This window comes from Acinetobacter rathckeae, assembly GCF_015627125.1.
GTDB classification, from domain to species: Bacteria; Pseudomonadota; Gammaproteobacteria; order Pseudomonadales; family Moraxellaceae; genus Acinetobacter; species Acinetobacter rathckeae.
In genome coordinates this window covers 155,761-179,709 of record NZ_VTDO01000002.1, presented here as the reverse complement: position 1 = coordinate 179,709, position 23,949 = coordinate 155,761, and the positions used below count along the sequence as shown (strand labels likewise).

At 39.5% G+C, this 23,949-nt stretch carries 18 protein-coding genes; 9 read left to right on the top strand and 9 right to left on the bottom strand.

Features of this window, described 5'->3' with window-relative positions:
* Positions 1-146: 146 nt before the first annotated feature.
* The gene (clpB, locus tag I2F31_RS04310) at positions 147-2,726 is read right to left on the bottom strand and encodes an ATP-dependent chaperone ClpB (protein ID WP_195768300.1); all 2,580 of its coding nucleotides are present in this window, start codon (positions 2,724-2,726) and stop codon (positions 147-149) included.
* Positions 2,727-3,016: 290 nt separating this feature from the next.
* Between clpB and I2F31_RS04305 the strand changes: the two genes are divergently transcribed.
* Positions 3,017-5,194: a TonB-dependent receptor gene (locus I2F31_RS04305; protein WP_228285895.1), complete on the top strand. Its 2,178-nt coding sequence runs from the start codon at positions 3,017-3,019 to the stop codon at positions 5,192-5,194.
* A 119-nt stretch (positions 5,195-5,313) separates the two neighbouring features.
* Positions 5,314-6,117, top strand: coding sequence for a M23 family metallopeptidase (locus tag I2F31_RS04300; protein WP_195768298.1), 804 nt, complete (start codon positions 5,314-5,316; stop codon positions 6,115-6,117).
* Between the two features lie 34 nt (positions 6,118-6,151).
* Here the strand turns inward: I2F31_RS04300 and I2F31_RS04295 are convergent, their stop codons facing one another.
* Positions 6,152-6,577 (bottom strand): OsmC family protein, encoded by a 426-nt coding sequence (locus I2F31_RS04295; protein ID WP_195768297.1) that lies wholly within the window; start codon positions 6,575-6,577, stop codon positions 6,152-6,154.
* Between the two features lie 169 nt (positions 6,578-6,746).
* On the opposite strand from I2F31_RS04295, the gene crp reads away from it, so the two are divergent.
* Positions 6,747-7,430 (top strand): cAMP-activated global transcriptional regulator CRP, encoded by a 684-nt coding sequence (gene crp, locus I2F31_RS04290; RefSeq protein ID WP_195768296.1) that lies wholly within the window; start codon positions 6,747-6,749, stop codon positions 7,428-7,430.
* A gap of 50 nt (positions 7,431-7,480) precedes the next feature.
* On the opposite strand, the gene I2F31_RS04285 is transcribed toward crp, so the two are convergent.
* The 3 genes from I2F31_RS04285 to mqo all read right to left on the bottom strand — a co-directional run bounded on the left by I2F31_RS04285 (position 7,481) and on the right by mqo (position 10,586).
* Positions 7,481-8,260, bottom strand: a complete 780-nt coding sequence (locus I2F31_RS04285; protein ID WP_195768295.1) for a M48 family metallopeptidase — start codon at positions 8,258-8,260, stop codon at positions 7,481-7,483.
* Positions 8,261-8,452: 192 nt separating this feature from the next.
* Complete coding sequence (locus I2F31_RS04280) at positions 8,453-8,875, bottom strand: hypothetical protein (protein WP_195768294.1); 423 nt, start codon at positions 8,873-8,875, stop codon at positions 8,453-8,455.
* Between the two features lie 70 nt (positions 8,876-8,945).
* Positions 8,946-10,586: a malate dehydrogenase (quinone) gene (gene mqo, locus I2F31_RS04275; protein WP_195773503.1), complete on the bottom strand. Its 1,641-nt coding sequence runs from the start codon at positions 10,584-10,586 to the stop codon at positions 8,946-8,948.
* A gap of 790 nt (positions 10,587-11,376) precedes the next feature.
* On the opposite strand from mqo, the gene I2F31_RS04270 reads away from it, so the two are divergent.
* The 3 genes from I2F31_RS04270 (at position 11,377) to I2F31_RS04260 (ending at position 15,552) form a co-directional block, all read left to right on the top strand.
* Positions 11,377-11,976 (top strand): hypothetical protein, encoded by a 600-nt coding sequence (locus tag I2F31_RS04270; protein ID WP_195773502.1) that lies wholly within the window; start codon positions 11,377-11,379, stop codon positions 11,974-11,976.
* Positions 11,977-12,088: 112 nt separating this feature from the next.
* Positions 12,089-14,839, top strand: coding sequence for a magnesium-translocating P-type ATPase (gene mgtA / locus I2F31_RS04265; protein WP_195773501.1), 2,751 nt, complete (start codon positions 12,089-12,091; stop codon positions 14,837-14,839).
* Positions 14,839-15,552 carry an MgtC/SapB family protein gene (locus I2F31_RS04260; protein WP_195768290.1) on the top strand — a complete coding sequence of 238 codons (714 nt, stop codon included), beginning with the start codon at positions 14,839-14,841 and terminating at the stop codon, positions 15,550-15,552. The genes mgtA and I2F31_RS04260 overlap by 1 nt, the downstream gene beginning before the upstream one ends.
* Before the next feature lie 50 nt (positions 15,553-15,602).
* Here the strand turns inward: I2F31_RS04260 and I2F31_RS04255 are convergent, their stop codons facing one another.
* The 3 genes from I2F31_RS04255 to I2F31_RS04245 all read right to left on the bottom strand — a co-directional run bounded on the left by I2F31_RS04255 (position 15,603) and on the right by I2F31_RS04245 (position 18,753).
* Positions 15,603-16,925 (bottom strand): adenylosuccinate synthase, encoded by a 1,323-nt coding sequence (locus I2F31_RS04255; protein ID WP_195768289.1) that lies wholly within the window; start codon positions 16,923-16,925, stop codon positions 15,603-15,605.
* A gap of 51 nt (positions 16,926-16,976) precedes the next feature.
* Entirely contained in the window at positions 16,977-18,152 is a 1,176-nt protein-coding gene (locus tag I2F31_RS04250) for an ATP phosphoribosyltransferase regulatory subunit (protein WP_195773500.1), read from the bottom strand.
* A gap of 148 nt (positions 18,153-18,300) precedes the next feature.
* Entirely contained in the window at positions 18,301-18,753 is a 453-nt protein-coding gene (locus I2F31_RS04245) for an Lrp/AsnC family transcriptional regulator (protein WP_195768287.1), read from the bottom strand.
* A gap of 149 nt (positions 18,754-18,902) precedes the next feature.
* Here I2F31_RS04245 and I2F31_RS04240 point away from each other — a divergent pair, with 149 nt between their 5' ends.
* Positions 18,903-19,640 carry an AzlC family ABC transporter permease gene (locus I2F31_RS04240; protein WP_195773559.1) on the top strand — a complete coding sequence of 246 codons (738 nt, stop codon included), beginning with the start codon at positions 18,903-18,905 and terminating at the stop codon, positions 19,638-19,640.
* A 13-nt stretch (positions 19,641-19,653) separates the two neighbouring features.
* The gene (locus tag I2F31_RS04235; RefSeq protein WP_195773499.1) at positions 19,654-19,959 is read left to right on the top strand and encodes an AzlD family protein; all 306 of its coding nucleotides are present in this window, start codon (positions 19,654-19,656) and stop codon (positions 19,957-19,959) included.
* Between the two features lie 12 nt (positions 19,960-19,971).
* Here the strand turns inward: I2F31_RS04235 and I2F31_RS04230 are convergent, their stop codons facing one another.
* Positions 19,972-21,009: a type I glyceraldehyde-3-phosphate dehydrogenase gene (locus tag I2F31_RS04230; RefSeq protein WP_195773498.1), complete on the bottom strand. Its 1,038-nt coding sequence runs from the start codon at positions 21,007-21,009 to the stop codon at positions 19,972-19,974.
* Positions 21,010-21,254: 245 nt separating this feature from the next.
* Here I2F31_RS04230 and alaS point away from each other — a divergent pair, with 245 nt between their 5' ends.
* The gene (gene alaS / locus I2F31_RS04225) at positions 21,255-23,900 is read left to right on the top strand and encodes an alanine--tRNA ligase (protein WP_195768284.1); all 2,646 of its coding nucleotides are present in this window, start codon (positions 21,255-21,257) and stop codon (positions 23,898-23,900) included.
* Positions 23,901-23,949 lie beyond the last annotated feature (49 nt).

Below are 23,949 nucleotides of genomic sequence, written 5' to 3'. Positions count from 1 at the left end.
TGGCATTTTTAATGGTGATGTAAAAGCAATAAAGTCCCAATATTAAAAAGATAAAACTGTCGTATTAACTGCAAAGCCATTAATTTTAATAAAAAAAGCCATTACTTTGTAATGGCTTTTTAAAATCTCAAACAAGATGTGGAAATTTAACTTAATTTACGCTGATCAAAGACCAACTCACCATCTTCACCACGTACTACAATTTGGTCATCTGGTTCAAACTCAGCAGCCAGTATTTTCTGTGCAAGCGTATTTTCAATGTGTTGTTGAATGGCTCTTTTCAGTGGTCTAGCTCCATAAATTGGGTCAAAACCAGCATCGACCAAGACATCAAACGCACTATCTTCTACAGTTAAACCAATATCTCGCTCTTGTAAACGCTCACGTAAACGACCTAACTGGATATCAGCAATGCCACGAATTTGTGCTTTTTTCAATGAATGGAAAATGACTAATTCATCAATACGGTTAATAAATTCTGGACGGAAGTGCTGACTAACTGCACCCATGACCACCGCATGAACTTCATCATCTGTTGCATCATCACCCAGCTCACGTACATCTTGTGAACCTAAGTTCGATGTCATGACAATCACCGTATTTTTAAAGTCAATCATACGCCCTTGCGAGTCTGTTAAGCGACCATCATCTAACACTTGCAACAAGATATTAAACACATCTGGATGTGCTTTTTCCACCTCATCAAACAATACGACACTGTACGGTTTACGGCGTACAGCTTCTGTCAATACACCACCCTCTTCGTAACCCACATAGCCTGGAGGGGCACCGACTAAACGACTCACGGAATGTTTTTCCATGAACTCACTCATATCTATGCGAATCATGGCATCATCGTCATCAAATAAGAAGTTGGCTAGAGCTTTCGTCAATTCTGTTTTACCCACACCTGTAGGCCCTAAAAACAAGAATGAACCACTTGGACGGTTTGGATCAGATAAACCTGCTCTTGAACGGCGTACTGCATTTGAAACCGCCACCACCGCTTCATCTTGTCCAACCACACGTTGATGCAAGAAACTTTCCATAGAAAGGAGTTTTTCACGCTCACCTTGCAACATTTTAGCCACAGGTATACCCGTTGCCGCACTCACGACTTCTGCAATTTCATTGTCGGTCACTTTAGTACGAATCAATTGAAGTGACTCATTTTCTTCGGCCACATCATCTTGCTCAAGTTGTTTCTCAAGCTCGGGAATAAGTCCATACTGCAAACGACCTGCTTCTGCTAAATCACCTTCACGTTGGGCCTTTTCAAGTGCAATACGGGCTTGATCTAGTTTGACTTGAGCCTGCTTAGTACCTTCAACTAAAGTTTTTTCTTTACGCCAAACTTCCTCTAAACTGTTGTACTCTTTCTCTAAAGATAAGATCTGCTCATTTAAATGTGATATCTCAGCTTTACTACCCGCATCTTCATCTTTTTTAACGGCTTCTAACTGCATTTTAAGTTGAATAATACGGCGCTCTAAACGGTCTAGTGATTCTGGTTTTGAATCAATTTCCATTTTAATACGAGAGGCGGCTTCATCAATCAAGTCAATGGCCTTGTCTGGCAACTGGCGGTCAGTAATATAACGCTGTGACATTTTAGCAGCAGCAATAATAGCCGCATCTAAAATTTTCACACCATGGTGTACTTCATAGCGTTCTTTCAAACCACGTAAAATAGCGATGGTATCTTCAACACTGGGTTCATCCACCAACACTTTTTGGAAACGACGTTCTAAAGCCGCATCTTTTTCAATAAATTGGCGATATTCATCTAAAGTTGTCGCACCAACACAGCGTAACTCACCACGTGCCAACGCAGGTTTAAGCATGTTTCCTGCATCCATAGCCCCGTCTGTTTTCCCTGCACCAACGAGCGTATGTAGCTCATCTATAAATAGAATTACCTGACCATCTTGTTTGGCAAGGTCTTTCAATAAGGCTTTTAAACGCTCTTCAAACTCACCACGATACTTCGCACCTGCAAGCAATGCTCCAATATCTAAAGACAAAACACGTTTGCCTTTTAGGCTTTCAGGCACTTCACCATTTACAATACGCTGTGCCAAACCTTCTACAATGGCCGTTTTACCCACACCCGGCTCACCAATCAACACAGGGTTGTTTTTGGTACGGCGTGAAAGTACTTGCACAGTACGACGAATTTCTTCATCACGCCCAATCACAGGGTCTAATTTACCTATTAAAGCACGCTCAGTTAAATCTATAGTGTATTTACCCAATGAGTCACGTTGGTCTTCATAGTTATTACTGGTCACTTTCTCACCACCTCGAATATTTTCAATCACTTGGCGTAACTTACTGGCTTGAATGCCTGCTTCTTTAAGTAGCTTTTGGCTTTGACCCGACTCTGCGAGAGCCAACAATACCCAATCGGTTGATACAAAACCATCACCTGCTTTTTGTGCGTAACGATCCGCTAAATTGAGTACTTTTACTGCATCTGGACTTAAACCTACATCACCTGTCGGCGTAGCAATAGTTGGTGCATCATCTATTGCTTTCGCAACACTGGCTTTTAATATAGGGAGTTGTGCACCCGCCTGTTGCAACAAACTTAAATTGGCTGCGTCTTCAAGCAATACAGAAAGAATATGTACAGTATCTATACTGGTATGATCTTTACCAACGGCTAAAGATTGTGCAGTTGATAGTGTGTTGGTTAAACCTGTTGTGAACTTATCAAATTGCATGATGTATTCCTCAAAATTATTATCTATTGACTTATATATTAGGTCGATGTCATTTTTTTCAACAAAAATTTATTAAAATTCATAAACTTACTTTTAATAATTTTAGGTGTAATTCTGTATTATATTTGGGTCTTTATAAAATATTTTCAAGTATAAATACGCAATTATTTTTTCAGATTAAATTTATCTTAAAAAAAATATGAAAAATGTAGAGAATATGAATATAATCAGCACAAATTTACACTTTAAATGATAATACTTTACATTATCTTTAACTATTGGTGATTACATTGGCAACCACATCATTCCCCATTTTTAAAGTCAGTTTACTTGCGCTGCTTATTTCACAGATTCACCAAGCATCTGCTCAAGAAATTGACCCGACAGCAACAGCAACTCTAGACACCATTAAAATTGAAGCCATGAGTGAGCTAGACCCAATCAAAAGCTACGTTGACTATAAAGAAGCCAATGTCACTCGAAATGGTCTTGCTAAAAAAGATATTCCACAAACTGTAGATACCATTGATGTACAAAAATATAAAGTCTACGGTTCAAATGATTTAAGTGTGATGTTACAAGGTACACCTGGTGTATCAACCAGCTATGATATGCGTGGTGATGGCATTACCATTCGTGGTTTTAATGCAGATACGGGTGACATTTACCGTGACGGTATTCGTGAAGGTGGCCAAGTTCGCCGTAGTACCTCTAGCGTAGAACGCATCGAAATTTTAAAAGGCCCTGCCTCTGTTTTATATGGTCGTAGTGCTGGCGGTGGCGTGGTCAATATGGTCAGCAAATTCGCCAATTTTAAATCAAAAAGTACCATTGGTGTCTATGCTGGGTCTTGGAATAACTTGGGTACAACCATTGATCTAAACCATGCCCTCAATGACAACTGGGCAGTACGCCTAAACAGTGAATACGCTGAAGCAGACAGTTTCCGTAAAGGCATTCATAGTCGTCAAATGATGGTATCGCCAAGTGCAACCTACCGTAATGATGAACAAACCCTGACATGGACCACACAATACACCTTTGATAACTTAAACCGCGTACCTGACCGTGGCCCATATGCATACAACCTGCCACAAGGCACTTCAATCAAACAAAGCTATGCTCAAGATGGTGACTTTGTTGAAGATACCTTACAAGTAGCACGTACAGATTTAAAATACGAATACGCACCAAACTGGAATTTCCACTGGGCACTCAGCTATCGTCTTGCTGAGCAAAATTTTGACCATTTTTACTTAGGTTCAATGTGTACCAGCACCGTGAAACCAACCGCGACAAATTCAGGTTGTTACAAAGACTATATTAAACAAATTTATTACTGGCAAAAAACGAGAAATGCAACGACCAGTAACACTTTTGACATTACTGGTGAGTTTGACACAGGTGCAATTAAACACAACCTGATGGTTGGTGCAGATTGGACCTACGAACAGCGTGAACCAAAGCTTGCCAATACCAATCAAAACAACTCTTTAATTTACGGTTTTGTGAATCCACTCACAGGTGACAAGTTCAGCTCTCGTGGAACTGGTGACCTCAAGCTAAATACCTATAACTACAACCAAGCTACAGGTTTAGGAATTTTCCTACAAGGCCTCATTAGCTTTAATGAGCAATTTAAAGTGTTATTGGGAGCACGTTACGACAGCTACGAGTCATCAACCAGTAATAAACTGCTTGCAGAAAACAATGCCAACTTTAAACGTACTGTAGATGGTGAAAGCTTTAGTCCAAATGTAGGTTTAATTTATCAACCAAATGAACACCACAGCATTTACGCATCATACAGTAAAAGCTTTTCACCTTTTGGTGGTTCAGCAGGTGTGAATGCTGTAAGTGCCAACCAAAATCTTGCCGTATTTAACGCTGAACCACAGTACAACGTACAATACGAAATCGGTATTAAAAGTGACTGGTTAGATAACCGCTTAAATACGCAAATGTCAGTTTATGATATTCGTAAAGAAAACATTCGCTACCGCCCAGACCCAACAAATAACCCAGACCTATGGGCTGTTGCAGGGCAACACGAATCAAAAGGTTTAGAGCTTAGCTTTATTGGTCGTTTGATTGATAACGTATTTGTACGTGGTGGCTATGGCTACACAGATGCCAAAGTGACAAAAGACGCACAAACACCTGCGAACGTCAATAAACGCCTTGCTTTAACTTCAAAAAATACAGGTAACTTATTCTTACGTTACTTACCAACTGAAAACATGTACCTAGAAACTGGCGTGACTTATGTTGGTTCGTTCTACAACAACCTAAATAACGACTATAAAGTCAAAGGTTTTAGTCGTTTAGATGCTGCTGTTGGCTATAGTCAAGCACCGTGGAATGCTACTTTAGCAATTGGCAATGTCACCAATAAAAAATACTGGCGTTCAGCGGATTTACCAGGTACACCACGTAGTGTACTCATGCGTGTAAACTACCAGTTTTAATCAATACAACATTTTTCAAAAGCCATGCTTAATGCATGGCTTTTATGTTTATAAAAAACGTACACTAATGACTCAAAGCACCGCTATAATAAAATCACGCTGTTTTAGATACATATAATATGACTTATAAAAAAATCACTACCCTGCTCACACTATGTCTATGCTCTGGCTCAAGTTTTGCTTTTTTACCCCAAAACTCACTCAGAGCTGGTGGTATTGCTGTGCTTCCCATTGCAGAACAAGTACAACAGGTAAGCTACCAAAACAACCCCGTACTCTTAACCCATGAAGCACAACAAAAATATGCAATTGTAGGTATTCCACTGTCTACGCCTGTTGGAAAAATACAGGTAAAAACAGATCAAGGACCTATTGATATTGAAGTGAAGCCCTACCCTTATGTAGAACAACATATACAACTGAAAGATCAAAGTTTTGTAGAACCATCAACTGAACAACTTACACGGTATAAAAAAGAGGCCGAAGAACAACATAATATTTATACGTCATTTACAAAAAGTACATGGGCAACTTTTCCAGTATTTATTGCTCCCACTCAAGGAAAGTTTAGTAACTCATTTGGTCGAAAAAGATTTTTTAATAATGAGGCACGAGCACCACATTCAGGTTTAGATATTCCCGCACCTGTTGGGCAGAAAGTGGTTGCACCTGCAAGCGGTACAGTGGTGGGTGTTGGAGACTACTTTTTTAATGGAAAAACCATTTTAATAGATCACGGACAAGGCTTAATTAGTATGTTTTGTCATTTAAGCCAAATAGATGTCACAATTGGACAGCACGTCGTCCAAGGTGAAAAAATTGCCTTGGTGGGGAAAACAGGGCGTGTTACAGGGCCACACTTACATTGGGGCATGAGCCTAAACGATGCACGTGTAGACCCACAATTATTTTTACAAAAGTAATGATTAGTCACATAAGTCAGTACAACGGACTGGCTTATGCATCTACATCAATCAGCTCAAAGTCATGGGTAATTTCAACACCACCATCGGTCAACATTTTACTCGCTGAGCAATATTTTTCAGCAGATAACTCAACCGCTTTCGCCACCTGTTTTTCTTTGACAGCACGCCCCTTCACAACAAAATGAAGGTGTATTTTTGTAAACACAGCAGGCACACTGTCTGCACGTTCTGCTTTCAATTCACAGACAACATCAGTGATATCTTGACGAGATTTCTTTAAAATGGTGACAATATCAAAAGACGCACAGCCTCCCAACCCCATTAAAATCAACTCCATAGGACGAGCACCGCGGTTTTCACCGCCATAAGCAGGTGATCCATCCATTACCACAGTATGACCACTTTCCGACTTGGCTTCAAATGCAACATTTTCAAGCCATTGAACTGTTGATTGCATTGCAACTACCTTAAAAAAAATATAAATTAATGACTATATATGCGTTACACTAACACACTTTGTTCGATGAGCCTATTCCCACCCCTTTTGGGCTCAATTCATTGAACGTTTTTACCAAGTATTCAAGTTACTTACATCCCTTTAACTACTGCCTCTGGAACAAGGAATCATGCCAGCTAATTTTTTCCCTTTTGCGAATGAGATACTCTCCCCAAATCAACTTCCTGAGTCTGTTAAAGCATTACTAAAACGTGCATATATCAATCGCCATCCAAAACGTACAACCCTCATTGAGTCAGGTAAAGAGTCTAAATCTTTATACCTCATTTTAAAGGGCTCTGTATCAGTAATTTTACGTGAAGACGATGAACGTGAAATTGTTGTTGCTTATCTAAATGCAGGTGAATTTTTTGGTGAGATGGGCCTTTTTGAAACTGAGCCACACCGTACCGCTGAAGTCAGAACACGTGAAACCTGTGAAATTGCCGAAATATCTTACGAGAACTTTTTAGAGCTTGCAGTACAGTACCCAGATTTAAACTATGCCATCTTCTCTCAATTAACCAAACGCTTAAAGAACACCACGCGTAAAATGACAGACCTTGCATTTATTGATGTCACAGGCCGTATTGCACGCTGTTTAATTGACCTTGCTCACCAACCTGCAGCAATGCTTTTATCTAACGGTCGTCAAATTCGCATTACTCGCCAAGAAATTGGACGTATTGTGGGTTGCTCTCGTGAAATGGTTGGCCGTGTACTAAAATCTTTAGAAGAACAAGGTATGATTGAAACTGAAGGTAAAGCTATTTTAATTTATGATGCTGCTTTAGAAAGCTCATCTGAGCAATAATCAACTAAACTTGACGGCTTTCTATGCAGCCGTCAGTTCAAATGTATTTTCTAACGTGTACGATTATAAATTGCCATTGCAGCAGGCAAGTTATTCTTCATTTCAGCAATACGCTGGGCATTCGATGGATGTGTGGATAAAAAGCTTATACCAGTATCACTCTGTGCTTTATTCATTTTTTCCCATAAAGTAATTGCTGCTTGTGGGTTATAACCCGCTTTAGCCATAAGCATCAAACCACCATAATCTGCACGTGTTTCTAAGTTTCTAGAATATGGTAAGCCCACCCCTACTTGACTGCCCAAATCAATGGCTGCATTTCCAAATTGACCAATGCTCTGCCCCGCATAGCTTTTACCTATATTAATTGCAAGGTTGGTTAATGCATCTGCACCAATTTTATTTTTCGCATGCTCTTCTAATGCATGCGTCATTTCATGCCCCATAATGGCGGCAATTTCATCATCAGATAAATTAAGTTTATTTACAATTCCTGTGTAAAAAACCACTTTTCCACCAGGCGCAACATAAGCATTGAGTGTATCAGACTTAATCACAGCAAGTTGCCATTGAAATGCCTGACCTGTCTGATTCAACTGATTGGCATATGGCTCCATACGCTGTAAGATGGTGTAAATACGCTTATATGTACTTGATGATGTATCTAGCACCCCTTTTTGTTGCGCCTCTTGTTGCATTTTAGCAAAGCTCTGTGCAGAGGTCGCATTTAAAGTGGCTGAGTCTGCTCCTGCCATGTCTGCAACTGTGGTACACCCTGACATTGTAAATAACGTAGAAAAGCCAAGTGCAATAAACGCCTTATTTTTCATGACACATTCCTATCTTATTTTGTGACTCATTTTTATTATATACAACTATAAAATGTATTTAACATAGGTACTATGTAAAATAACTCCTATCCATCAACTAAAATTAAATCATAATATTTTACGCATATATTTTTCTAATACGTATTGTTTAATCTAGTTTTTCTTTTCATAAAGACCAAAGGATTCCATACTTCACAAAGCACCATATTTTTGCCAAGTCTCACCATTATTTGTCTGAGCATTATATGCTTTGACTTGCACCATATAACTGTATTGATCAATGGCCACAAAACAAATTAAGATGAATAGTAAAATTAATTTTATCTTTTTATATTGATTTACTTTAAAAAATAAAGTGCTATACATCAAACCAATACATAAAAAGAAGTATTCTTTCTCAATAGAAAAATAACAAATCCCTATCATAGATAAAATCAAAATACATATTTGGCTGTAATATGAGTTATTACACACTTTTGCAATTATTAATGTCAGGAGCATATAACTCAGCAGATAAAAAAACTGTGCTTTTCCACCTAAAACCACAATATACATCGACTGAAATACTAAAAATGACAGTGCAATAAAAGAAAAGAATTTAAGAAAAAAATGCATTACAAACACCCCACTTTATAAAAAAATAGGAGATCAAAATGATCTCCTATTCTTATGCCTCTCTAAACAATTACTTCTGTGTTTTTACAGGAGCAGTATGCTGAGTGTTGTCTAACAAACCCGCAGGTGTAGTGTAATTCAAACCTAATACCGAACTTGTATATTTACGTGTTTGATCTAACAATTTTGGATCTTCACGTAAATCTTGTTGATAAGATCGAATAATCTCATGCAGTTTAGGGTTCCATTCCGCTTTAGTTTTTTCAGGGAATGCCTTCTCTAGCAATGTTAATAAAGTATAAGGCGATGTTGATGCACCTGGTGAAGCACCTAATAATGCGGTCATTGACTTATCTTTAGATACAAAAATCTCTGTTCCAAATTGGAGCTTAGCAGGTTTACCCGGTTCAGTTTTGATGATCTGAACACGTTGACCACCTTGACTTAAATGCCAGTCTTCTGGTTTCGCATTTGGATAATACTTCTTCAGCTCATTAAAACGATCTTCATCAGACATCATCACCTGACTCACCAAATATTTCACAAGATCCATGTTCTCAACACCTATTTTTGTCATAGGCAATACATTGTTTTTGTTGGTTGAAGCCAACAAGTCTAGCTGAGAACCATTTTTCAGGAATTTATTTGAATACGTCGCAAATGGTCCAAATAGAACATACTTTTTCCCATCAATGTAACGTGTATCAATATGAGGAACTGACATTGGTGGTGCACCCAACTCAGCACGACCATATACTTTCACAGTATGCTTTGCAGTAATTTCAGGATTATCAGTAATTAAGAATTCACCACCCACTGGGAACCCAGCATATTGCTCAGCTTCTGGAAGACCTGTTTTTTGTAGCATTTTAATGGCTGCGCCACCTGCACCAATAAAAACAAACTTCGATTTAATTCGACTGATCTCACCTGTTTTTAAGTTTTTCGACTCAATAGACCATGTTTGATCATCATTTTGACTAATATTCGTCACTTCAGTAGACGTACTTAAAGTAAAGTTCTTCGATTTTTCTAAATTTTTGATGAGCTGTGTAGTAATCGAACCATAGTTCACATCTGAACCAATTTCCATACGCGTCGCTGCCACTTTTTGTTTAGGGTCGCGACCTTCCATGACAAGTGGTGCCCAAGATTTAATAACACTTGGATTCTCTGTGTAATACATTCCCTTAAATAACGGATGTGCGACCATAGCATCATAACGTTTTTTAAGAAAATCGACATTATCACCCCAAACAAATGCATCATGTCCAACGGGGTTTATAAAACTTTTAGGTTCACCCAAAGCCTTGTTTTCAACCTGATATGCCCAGAACTGCTTAGAAATTTCAAATTGATTTGCAACATTCACAGCCTTTGAAATGTCCATTTTACCGTTCTTTTCTTCGGTATAATTCATTTCCATAAAGCCTGAGTGGCCCGTACCTGCGTTGTTAAAACCATTAGAGCTTTCTTGCCCAACTTGGTCTAAACGTTCGAACATACGAATTTTCCAATTTGGCTCTAATTCGCTAAGATATGTACCAAGTGTTGCACTCATAATACCGCCACCAATGAGTACAGCATCCACAGTTGTTTCTTTCACATCCGTTTGCATACGCTTAGAAGCAACAGGTCTGAACAAAAACAAAATGGCGATGACTACCAATATAACTAGGGCGACAATTAGATAAAATCCAATTTTCTTCATTACAACATATCCTTAAAGAACAAAATATCTATCCATAGATAAAAGCCTGAAATATAAGAACTGTTATTGCCTTAACAGCGCAAATAAAATCACATATATAAAAATCAGACTTTCTAAAGTTAATCTGTTTTTTATACCTATTTTGCGATGGGCTAATTCACAAAAAACAGATCAACTTAAATAAGACTTTAGTATAAACCCAGTCTTTGAATTTGAACATAGGTAAAACTTAATTATTTCTTAAAACCATATTGCAAACGAGAAAATAATAATAATTATCAATATCTTAAATAAAAATCTAAGCGTTACTTTTAACAAAATTATGGTAAATTTTTTTCAAAAATAGACCAATTATTAAAACAATATTGCTATGCGAAATTTCAGCTAAAAAAATATACCTATTTTATCATTCCTTATAAATTTCATTTACAATTAAGAAATAGTGTATATACTGTGGCCAATTTTTAAAGTGCGGAGACCCTCTGTGGGAAGTTGTTCGAGGTTTAGTGTAATTTACACTGTTATATTCATCTTGAAAGCATAACGGCAACTCAGACACATCGGGTCATGCCATCTTGCAACGAGATGGCATATCACAGCAAAACATATCGCAAACTCATTATTTTAGAATCTACAGCATCTATATTTGATAGATATAGCTTCTGTGTGTTCACGTAATGTACCTAGATCATACCTACGTGGGTAGCATCCGCCTCAATCTTGGGGAATGGAAATGTATCACTACTTTTTTACATTGTCTTTTTACGCATGTCTCTTTGTTATGGTGCTGATGTCACGTTATACATACGCACTGCCTTTGTACAATACAGATGATGCACAAATTACAAGCAATAACACCTGCCAAATTGAGTTTGGTCAAACCCGTACTAAAACTGACCAACAACTCAATGTAAGCCCTGCATGTAGTGTATATAACTATGAGCTTTCTATACCAGTCAGCTATAGTAACCGTACAACATACACCACTGTGCAAATCAAACATCCTTTTTATGCATCTGAGCAATTTGGTGTCGCTGCAAGTGCGGCTTACACGCCGAAACAGCATAAAAATGATGCAGATTGGCAACTCAACGTACCTGCTTCTTTCTACATTACGCCACAATTTCAACTTGATACAAATCTAGGTTGGTATAACACAAAACAAACGACTGCATTTACATGGGCAATTGCTGCAACACATGCACTCCCCCATGACCAAAAAATTGCACTCGAATACTACAAACCTGCATCAGCCCCTAGTCAAATACAACTTATTTGGGGACTTGATGTCATTAAAGATCAGACCAGTATTTATTTATCTTATGGTCAAAACATTAGATCATCCATTACCCGATGGGTTGGTCTCGGCTTGAGTTGGAACTTTAGCTAACACGATTAATCACAGTGTCATCCTACTCATACATATTATTTCACACTCACTTTGGTTTTTTCTTAACTAACCAAAATGGCTCACTATTGCCTAAATTTAGGAGACCCAAACGATGCGTAATCTATGGGAACAACTATTTTCAAAATTCTTAAAAAAGTATCACCTAACACGCTATTTCTCAAAATCAGCTTCTTTTGATGAGTTACAACAATCTAGCTATGCACAGCAAGTGAGTGAACAGTTCACAAAAAATTTAAAGCATGCTTCAAAAATATCTGTAGCAGATATTGTCCGTGAAAAAGAGGCTCATCTTGATGGTCTTGATGAAAAAGAAGCAGAACTACGCCAAAAACAATATGGCTTAAATGAACTCCAATCTGAGAAACCATTAGCATGGTGGCAACATCTTTGGTATTGCTACAAAAATCCATTTAATATTTTATTAACTATTTTAGCGATTATTTGTGCATTCACAGATGATATGAAAGGTACGATTGTTATTTCGTCTATGGTGATTATCTCTACCATCTTAAGATTTTGGCAAGAAGCTAAATCAAATAAAGCGGCTGACACCCTTAAATCAATGGTAAGTAATGATGCTTCTGTTCTAAGAAGAAATACCCATTCAAAATTCACCAAAGCAGAAGCTATTAATGCCTCTCAGCAGAGCAAAGACTTATTTGATATTCCAACAAAATATATCGTGCCTGGTGATATCATCAAGCTATCAGCAGGTGATCTGATTCCAGCCGACTGTAGACTAATTGAGACAAAAGATTTATTTGTTTCACAAGCGGCCATGACTGGTGAGTCTATGCCTGTGGAAAAATTTGCAACACACCAATCTGAGAACAACAATAATACAATGGCACTTGATAATATCGCTTTTATGGGTACGAGTGTTATTTCTGGTACAGCGACTGCTATTGTCATTACCACAGGGAAACAGACTTATTTCGGTGCTTTAGCAAAACGTGTCACAGACAATGATCAAGTGACTACCTCATTTCAAAAAGGTGTAAACAGTGTAAGTTGGTTACTCATTCGCTTTACGCTCATCATGTCACCGATTGTTCTTGTTCTCAATGGCTATACAACAGGCAACTGGACAGATGCCTGCCTTTTCGCACTTGCCGTGGCGGTTGGCTTAACACCAGAAATGCTACCCATGATTGTGACATCAACACTTGCAAAAGGGGCTGTGTTCTTATCTCGTAAAAAAGTCATTGTAAAACGATTAGACGCGATTCAAAATTTTGGTGCTATGGATGTACTATGTACAGATAAAACAGGGACATTAACACAAGATAAAATTATTCTTTCAAAACATACGGATGTGATGGGGAAAGTCTCTGAGCCAGTTCTTCTTTTAGGATATATTAATAGTTACCACCAAACAGGCCTTAAAAACCTCCTTGATCTTGCGATTTTAGAACATGCAAACTCAGATATTAAAATGGAGAAACTCAGCTACAATAAATTGGATGAAATTCCTTTTGACTTTAACAGACGTCGGATGTCTGTCGTTGTAAAAACACCAAGAAAACAAGCACGTATTATTACTAAAGGTGCGGTCGAAGAAATGCTCAACATCTGTAGTCATGTTGAGATCAACCATGAAATTGTACCGTTAACACCGGAACTTGCAAAAACAATTCTTAGCAACAGCCAAAACCATAATAAAGATGGCCTTCGTGTGATTGCTATTGGTTATCGTGACAGCGATATAGAACAAGATAAAACCTATGGTGTTAAAGATGAACAAAATCTTATCTTATCAGGTTTCCTTACTTTCTTAGATCCACCCAAAGATAGTTCTGTAAAAGCAATACAAGCACTTCATGAACATGGCGTTACCGTAAAAGTTCTCACGGGTGACAATGAATTTGTTACGCAAAAAGTCTGCCATGAAATTGGCTTACCCAGTGAACATATTGTGTTGGGCGAAGACATAGATCGTATGTCAGCGACTGAATTTAAAGAAGCCGTTGAAAAATACCAAATCTTTGCCAAGCTAAACCCCATGCATAAAGAGCGGATCGTCACGCAACTTAAAGAAAACGATCATGTGGTGGGTTTCTTAGGCGATGGTATTAATGATGCGGCTGCATTACGCACAGCAGATATTGGTATTTCAGTAGATACTGCTGTAGATATTGCCAAAGAATCTGCTGACCTGATTTTACTTGAAAAGAGTTTAATGGTCTTAGAGCAAGGCGTGATTGAAGGCCGTCGTACATTTGCTAATATTTTGAAATATATAAAAATTACAGCAAGCTCTAACTTTGGTAACGTCTTCTCTGTTCTGATTGCAAGTGCATTTATCCCATTCTTACCAATGTTACCAATTCACCTATTAATACAAAACTTACTATACGATGTATCACAAATTGCTGTGCCATTCGACAATGTGGATGAAGAGTCCCTCAAAGAACCACAACGTTGGGATGCTAGTGGTATTGGTCGTTTCATGATCTTCTTTGGACCAATTAGTTCTATTTTTGATATTACAACCTTCTTGCTTATGTGGTTTATTTTCCAAGCAAATACGCCTGAACACCAAACGCTATTCCAGTCAGGTTGGTTTATTGAAGGCTTACTCACTCAAACCCTCATTGTTCATATGATTCGTACAAAGAAAATACCTTTCATTCAAAGTTGTGCGGCTCTTCCTCTTCTGGTCATGACCGCTGTCATTATCATGATTGGTATTTTCTTACCAATGGGGCCACTTGCGAGCTACTTCTCATTACAATCTTTACCTTTAACCTACTTCATCTATTTACCAATAATTTTATTGGCATATATGATACTGACGCAACTTCTTAAAAAAATATATGTTAAACGCTATGGGTGGCAGTAATGCAGATGACAAGCTATTTTCACACTGAAAACCTCATCAGCACAGTCATTAGTTTAACGACAGCTTTTATACTGGGTGGGTTAATTGGCTTTGAAAGACAATACCGCCAACGTACTGCAGGCTTGCGTACCAATGTACTGGTTTGTCTTGGTGCAGCCGCTTTTGTTGATACGGCCATGCTATTGGACGATGGCTCTGGTGCGGTAAGAGTAATATCTTATGTGGTTTCAGGTATTGGCTTCTTAGGTGCTGGTGTCATCATGCGTGAAGGTGGCAATATTCAAGGTCTAAATACTGCTGCAACACTCTGGTGCTCTGCTGCCATTGGTGCGGCGGCAGGCTCTGATTTAATTGTTGAAGCAATTATTGTCACCCTATTTATTTTAGCCGCGAATACGCTACTTCGACCAATTGTTCACTTTATGGATCGTCGCCCCCTCGATATTGAAACAGAATTGTTGAATGTGATTTATGTCGTTTGTGATCGGCTACAAAGTAAAGAGGTCATTGAACAGATCAATATTATTCTTAAACAGTATCATTATCCAGCTAAAGACATTGAAATCGAGCCTTTTGGTGAACAAGATGTTGAAATTGAAACAACGCTTATTTCTACATCAATTGAACAACAAGATATGTTTAACATATTAGATGTTCTTAATCATATGCCTCAAGTACGTTATGCCTATTGGGACAAAAACACCATGAGCTAACAAAAAAGCCGCAACATCAGTTGCGGCTTTTTTACATACAGTCTTTATATTTACGCAATTTCAAATGGGTGGCGTAAGATAATTGTTTCTGCACGGTCTGGACCTGTAGAAATAATATCAATTGGACAACCCACTAATTCTTCAATACGTTTCACATAAGCCAATGCATTTGCAGGTAACTGATCAACTTGCGTTAAGCCAACAGTAGAACCTTCCCAACCAGGCAATGTTTCATAAATTGGTTTAAGCTGAGCAAATGCAATGGCATCAGAAGAACCAATACACTCGCCTTCAACTGATTCATAACCCACACAGATTTTAATTTCTTTTAAGCCATCTAATACGTCAAGCTTAGTCAAGCAAATACCTGTGAGTGAATTTACGTCAACTGAACGGCGTAAAATTTCAGCATCAAACCAACCACAACGGCGTTGACGGCCTGTAGACGCACCAAATTCATGACCAACCACACCTAAGTGTTTCCCAATTTCATCACCTTGGTCAGCAGCGGCATCGTACACAAGTTCTGTCGGGAATGGACCACTACCCACACGTGTGGTATACGCTTTAGTAATACCTAAAACATAGTCTAAATGTAATGGGCCCATGCCTGAACCTGAGCTCACGCCACCTGCAGTTGTATTTGAGCTGGTCACATATGGGTATGTACCGTGGTCAATATCTAATAATGACCCTTGTGCACCTTCAAACATAATTGGCTTGCCCGCTTTGCGGTACTGGTGCAGTGTTTCAGTCACATCAATCACCAGTGGCTCAAGCACAGTTTTCCAAGTATTGCACAGTGCAAGTACATCTTCAAACTTCACAGCGTCTACACCGTAGTACTGTGTCAATTGGAAGTTATGTAAATCCAACATTTCTTTTAGCAATTGCTCAAGTGGTTCACCGCCACGAATCACATCTGCAACACGTACCGAACGGCGTGCCACTTTGTCTTCGTATGCAGGGCCAATACCACGGCCTGTCGTACCAATTTTTGCATCACCACGTTTCAGCTCACGTGCTTGATCAAGTGCAATATGGTTTGGCAAAATTAAAGGACAGTTTGGAGAAATACGTAAACGGTCTTTTACTGGTACGCCTTCTTTTTCCAAGATTGCCATTTCTTCAATGAGTGCTGCAGGTGAAAGCACCACACCATTACCAATAAGGCAAAGTACGTTTTCACGTAAAATACCCGATGGAATGAGGTGTAATACAGTTTTCTTACCCCCTACGACTAATGTATGACCTGCATTGTGACCGCCTTGATAGCGTACAACGGCAGCCGCCTGATCCGTGAGCAGGTCGACAATTTTACCTTTACCTTCGTCGCCCCATTGGGTACCCAGTACCACAACATTCTTGCCCATATTTTGCCTCATTACATCATGCTGTTAACATTACAAATCAAGTTTAGCCAACTAAACCGATTCAATTTTTCTAATCACCCATTGACCTTCTTGCAACACCAACACGTGTGTTGCACAAGGAACAGAGCTTAAATCATCACTACCTAACAATTGCACCACAGCATGGCCACTTTGGCGTGCTTGTGCAATTGCATCTATTAAATCTGTGTTTAGACCTGCTGGTGCAACCACTGTTTCAATTTTTTCAAACTGGCGTGCACACAATGCATATAAGTCACAACTAAATCCTGTTGCAGGACGGGCACGGCCAAAGTGTTGGCCAATTCCATCGTAACGGCCACCTTGTGCCAATGGCTCTGCACGGTTAGGTACATATATGGCGTACATTAAACCTGTATGATAGTGGTAACTACGCAGCTCAACCACATCTAAACCAATAGACAAATTTGGCCAACGTTGCTGAATTTCAAACACGGTGGTTTTAAGCACCTGTAATGCTTCACTAAAGGCAACATCTGCCAACACGCCTTGGCTTAAATGTGCTTCTAGTGCAGTTAAATCACCAGAGTAACGCCCAAGCACGTAAAAGTCTTGCCCACATGGTAGCGTTTTAGTTGCTTCTTCTAATTCTGGTAATGCTTTACGCTGATACAAATCATGTAAAAGACGTTCATTATCTTGGTCAAGCTGTGCATATTTCACTAAGCTTTTGAATAATCCAACATGGCCTAAATCTAAATGCGTATGTTGTAATTTAAATGTGTTATGCAATAAACCAAGCATCACATCAATCATTTCGACATCTGCAGCAATGCTATGGTGACCGTACAACTCAGCACCTAATTGTAATGGTGTGCGAGATGGGCTCGAGTTTTGTGGTTTAGTGTGTAAAACTGTACCTGAGTAGCAGTAACGTGCAATCCCTTCAACAGGGTGTACGTGAGCATCTATACGTGCCACTTGCGGTGTCATGTCTGCACGAATACCCAATAAACGGCCTGACATTTGGTCAATCACTTTAAAGCTCACCAAGTCTAAATCTTGGTTAGCCTCAGACAATGAAGACAACGATTCTATATACTCGATAAATGGCGTATAGACCAAATGATAGCCCCGTTGTGCGAGGAAATCGAGTGATTGTCGGCGTAGCGACTCAATGACTTGTGCTTGTTCTGGTAGTACATCTGTTACCCCATCAGGTAACAGCCATGTCTCTGAAATCGGCATGTTTCGAACCTAAAATCTGATCAACGTAGAAAAATGATCCACATAAAAAAATCGGGGCGTACCCGACTTAATGAAGTGTAGCATGATCGCTTTAGCCATGCACCTGTGATTTTTGCAAATCAGACAAATAGCGTACTGCTTTTATACATTAAAGCGGTAAGGCTGTACTTTGCTTGATATTTTGCAATGGAATTTCCGTTTTAATATTTTGAATGGCTGCAATCTTATTTAAATGCTGAATTTGAAATTTACGATACGCCTCTAAATCCGCCGTCACAATTCGCATAAAAAAGTCACAATCGCCAGACATCAGCTGACATTCTAAGACTTCAGGTAAATTTTTGACGGCATCTACAAATTGATTCACTGTATGTGCGCTTTGCTCTTTAAGCCAAATACGCGCAAATACCGTCAAGCCTAAATTCACTTTAATGGGGTCAAGTAACGCCACATAGCTTTGAATCACGCCTTGGTCTTCAAGTTGCTTCACACGGCGTAAACATGGCGAGGCAGATAGCCCTACTTTTTGTGCCAACTCATTATTGGCTAAACGCCCTTGCAGTTGTAACTCACGTAAAATTCTGCGATCTATTTGATCCACCAACACAACCTTTAGCACTATTATTCACTTTTTATATTATTATTGGTTTTTTATACCAATATCAAGCAAAAATAAGCTAATTTTAGCGTTTAATAGCCCATCACAACGCATAAAATACATGCACTTAAAAATAACACCTTCTGATGAATATGCTTACGCTTAGAAATACTCGGCAACAGCCACAAGAAACCACCGAAGCCATTGAGTTTAAACGAGGTTTAAAAGTATCTATTCCTGTTTTAATCGGCCTTATTCCCTGTGCATTGGTTCTTGGTACGCAAGCATCACATAAAGGCTTTAGCTTATTAGAAATTCCTTTACTAACTGGATTAAACTTTGCAGGTGGCTCTGAGTTTGCCATTTTAGAAGTGTGGACAAATCCACCACAGGTTTTACTTTTAATGTTCGTCACTTTACTCATTAATAGTAGACACTTATTAATGGGGGCAAACCTTGTGCCCTATTTAAAACACTTACCGAATAAAAAAGCATTGTCTGCTTTATTTTTTATGTGTGATGAAGTATGGGCACTGAGTGTTGCAGATGCACAAAAAAGAAACTACCTACCACCTAAAGATGCATTTAGCTTACCTTTTTATGCAGGAATTAGTTTTGCCTTATATTTAATGTGGGTTTTATTTACCACACTCGGTGGTGCGATTGGTTCAACACTCGGCGACATCAGCAAGTGGGGCTTCGACATGGCATTTCCCGCTATTTTTTTAGTGCTTTTACGCAGTATGTTACCGTCAGTTAAAGCCTCTTTACCATGGTTAGTGAGTTTAGGAACAGCAATCGTTGCTTATCTTTACTTACCTTCAGGTTGGCATGTACCTGTAGGTACCATCTGTGGTATTGCAACTGCATTTATTACCATCAAAAAATAAAAGGGAGCAACGCATGATTTACTTACCCACTTTTATTGCAATACTTTGCGTTGCCATGACCACCTATGCCACCCGTGTGGTCGGTTATTTACTACTCAAAAACCGTGAGTTATCCATACGCCAAAAGAAATTGCTACAAATCACCCCCGGTTGCGTACTGATTTCAGTCATTGCACCCTATTTTGCAACACAACATTTGGCTGATTTTATTGCCATTATCATTACAGCAGCGGTCGCAATGCGGTTTGCTTTACTGCCCACTGTGGTCATCAGCATCGCATCGACCGCCATTTTACGTATGGTGCTGGTCGGGGCTTAAACACACATTATGCTAAGGCAATGCCACGCTTGCTAATACTTGGCTTAAATCAAGCAAGCGGTTGGCATAACCCCATTCGTTGTCATACCATGCATATACTTTGGCTTGACGACCCACCACCATGGTTTGGGTTAAATCAACAATCAACGATTGTGGCAAATGATTAAAATCACTCGACACCAAATAATCTGATGTACACGCCATAATGTCCTTATAGTCATGTGTTGCTGCCTGCTCAAACGCTTGGTTTAAACGTTCAACATCTATATCTGATTGTGCAACAAACGTTAAATCAATGGCTGCCACATTTAAGGTCGGGACTCGTATAGAATAGCCATGTATACGGTGTTCCATTTTTGGCATGACTCGTTTTAAAGCACCCAATGCACTTGATGTGGTCGGAATAATATTGTGCCCACACGCACGAGCTCGCCTTAAATCACGGTGTGCATGGTCAAGTACCGCCTGATCTGTGGTCACAGCATGCACTTCAGTCATTAGAGCACTTTCTACACCAAAAACATCATCTAACACTTTTACCAAAGGCACTAATGCTTGGGTGGTACACGACACACCTGAAATCACCCGATCACTGGCTTTAATATCATGATGATTTACACCATACACAATGGCTGCATCGACATAATCAAAGGGTGCCGCACCAATAATGACTCTTTTTGCGCCTGCCTGTAAATGTTTTGAGGCATCTGCATAAGAGCGAAATAAGCCCGTACATTCTAATGCAACATCGATATAAAGTTGTTGCCAAGGCAATGTTGCAGGGTCAGCTTGTTGAAAAAACTGTATTTTTAAATGTCGGCTTAAATAAGCAACGTCTAGGTATGCACCTTCATCTTCATGTACTACCTGTACTGTGCCCTTAAATGTGCCATGTGTTGAATCATATTTGAACAAATGTGCCAATGTTTCAAGATCAGCCACATCATTCACTGCAGTAATCACAAAATCATACGGCTTTTCTCGCTCAAACCATGCACGAACCACATTACGGCCAATACGACCAAAACCATTAAGTGCAATACGCTGCATGATTTATCCTTTTTTTAGCATTTTCTTCAAAAACGGGGCTTATCTTACTTAAAGTTTTTGAGTATGAATACATCTATGCCTCTTATTGGTACATTTGTACGGCTTTATCTGCAAAAGCATTGGTGATACACATATTTTTAGTTATACTTTTAGCCTTTAAAATTTAACAGTTATGTTGTAATCGAAGCCAATCTCTCGCCCAAGATTACAACCACACGATAAAACCAAATTGGAGTGACTTGATTGTGAGTACACGCTTTATGACATCCGCTGAAATTCGCGAAGCCTTCTTACATTTCTTTGAAACTAAAGGTCATACACGTGTCGCTTCGAGCTCTCTCGTTCCGAGCAATGACCCAACTTTATTGTTTACCAATGCGGGCATGAACCAGTTCAAAGACAGCCTTTTGGGTCTAGAAGACCGTGGCTATGTTCGTGCAACGTCGTCACAAAAATGTGTACGTGCAGGCGGTAAACACAATGACTTAGACAACGTTGGCTATACTGCTCGCCATCACACATTTTTTGAAATGTTGGGTAACTTCTCATTTGGTGATTACTTCAAAAAACAAACCATTGAATTTGCATGGGAATTCTTAACCACAACACTGCAACTACCCAAAGACAAACTGTACGTCACCATCTACCATACCGACGACGAAGCTTTTGATATTTGGCACAAAGATGTTGGACTATCAGCCGACCGTATTATTCGCATTGGCGACAACAAAGGTGGCCAATACGCTTCAGATAACTTCTGGACCATGGGTGATACCGGCCCGTGCGGACCATGTTCTGAAATTTTTTATGACCACGGCGACCACATTTGGGGTGGACTACCTGGTACGGCAGAAGAAGACGGCGACCGTTTTATTGAAATTTGGAACAACGTGTTTATGCAGTTTAACCGTACTGCTGACGGCACACTTGAGCCACTTCCTGCCCCATCTGTAGACACAGGTATGGGCTTAGAACGTATTTCTGCAGTACTTCAGCACGTTAATTCAAACTACGAGATTGACCTGTTCCAACACCTGTTACAAGCAGCGTCAAACATTGTGGGTGTTGAAGACCAAGGCCAACCATCTTTACGGGTGCTTGCAGACCATGCACGCTCATGCTGTTTCCTGATTGCAGATGGTGTAAACCCAAGTAATGAAGGTCGTGGCTATGTACTACGCCGTATTATCCGCCGTGCCATTCGTCATGGTCACAAACTCGGTGCAACAGGCACGTTCTTCTACAAAATGCTACAACCACTCATTGATGTGATGGGCGAAGCCTACCCTCAATTGATTGAAAACCGTGAGCGTATAGAAGCGGCGCTGGTTAAAGAAGAAGAACAATTTGCAAAAACGCTCGAGCAAGGCTTAAAAGTCCTTGAAACAGAACTTGCACAACTTAAAGGCAATGTGATTCCAGGTGAAGTTGTATTTAAACTTTACGATACATATGGCTTCCCTGCAGATTTAACTGCAGATATTGCCCGTGAACGTGAACTCACCATTGATGAAGCAGGCTTTGAAGTTGAAATGGCTGCACAGCGTCAACGTGCTCGTGATGCAGGTAAATTCAAAGTTGACTACAACAGCATTGTAAAAGTAGATACCCCAACCCAATTTGATGGCTACACAACGACACAAGGTCAGGGGCAAATCATTGCCATTTATAAAGATGGTCAATCTGTAAATGAAGTCAATGAAGGTGATGAAGCCCTGATTGTACTTGATCACACGCCATTTTATGCAGAAAGTGGTGGTCAAGTGGGCGACACAGGCACATTCAAAAATGATACTGGTATTTTTGAAATTATTGATACACAAAAATCAGGCAATGCTTTCGTACACCAAGGTGTAGTAACGGTAGGACGTTTAACTACCACACAAAAAGTAGATGCAACGGTACAGCCTGAACTCCGCCAAGCCATTTCAAAACACCACTCTGCAACCCACTTATTGCATGCAGCCCTCCGTGAAATCTTAGGGACACACGTTGCGCAAAAAGGTTCTTTAGTGGCATCAGATGTGCTTCGCTTTGACTTTTCACACGAACAAGCGATTGACCTTGCACAACTGCAAGACATTGAACGCCGTGTCAACCAAGAAATTATGGCCAATACTGCTGTCGTGACTGAAGTACTTGACATTGAAACTGCCAAAACCAAAGGCGCAATGATGCTATTTGGTGAAAAGTATGGCGAAACTGTCCGTGTACTTACAATGGGTACGGTTAAAGATGACAAAGCATTCTCTGTAGAACTCTGTGGTGGTATTCATGTGAACTACACAGGTGAAATTGGTTTATTCAAAATCACCTCTGAAGGGGGTGTTGCTGCAGGTGTACGTCGTATAGAAGCTGTGACAGGTCTACAGGCTTTAAATACTGTACAAAAAGCAGATACGACTATTCATCAAGTAAATACTCTACTTAAAGCACAAAAAGACCAAACCGTTGAAAAAGTACATAGCCAAATTGAGCATACCAATGCTTTACAGAAGCAACTAGACCAACTCAATCAAAAACTGGCGCATTTACATGCTGCAGAGTTGATCAAAGACGTTAAAACCATTCAAGCGCGTCCAACTTTAGTCGCAGCTGTAGCAAATACAGATGCAAAATCACTCCGTCATTTACATGACAGTGTAAAATCAAAGTTAGATAATGCGGTTATTGTTTTAATTGCTGTTGATGGTGACAAAGTCAGCTTATTGGCTTCTGTCGCAAAACAATATACTGCTTCACTTAAAGCAGGTGACATTATCAAGCATCTTGCAACAGAGCTTGGTGGTAAAGGTGGTGGCAAGCCAGACCTCGCACAAGGTGGCGCACCGCTCAACGAGAAGTTTGACCAAGTGGTTGCAGCATTGCCTGCATGGCTTGAAAGTCGTTAAAACTTCACTTTTGTGTAACTGACAGACCCTAAATGCCTCTTAGGGTCAT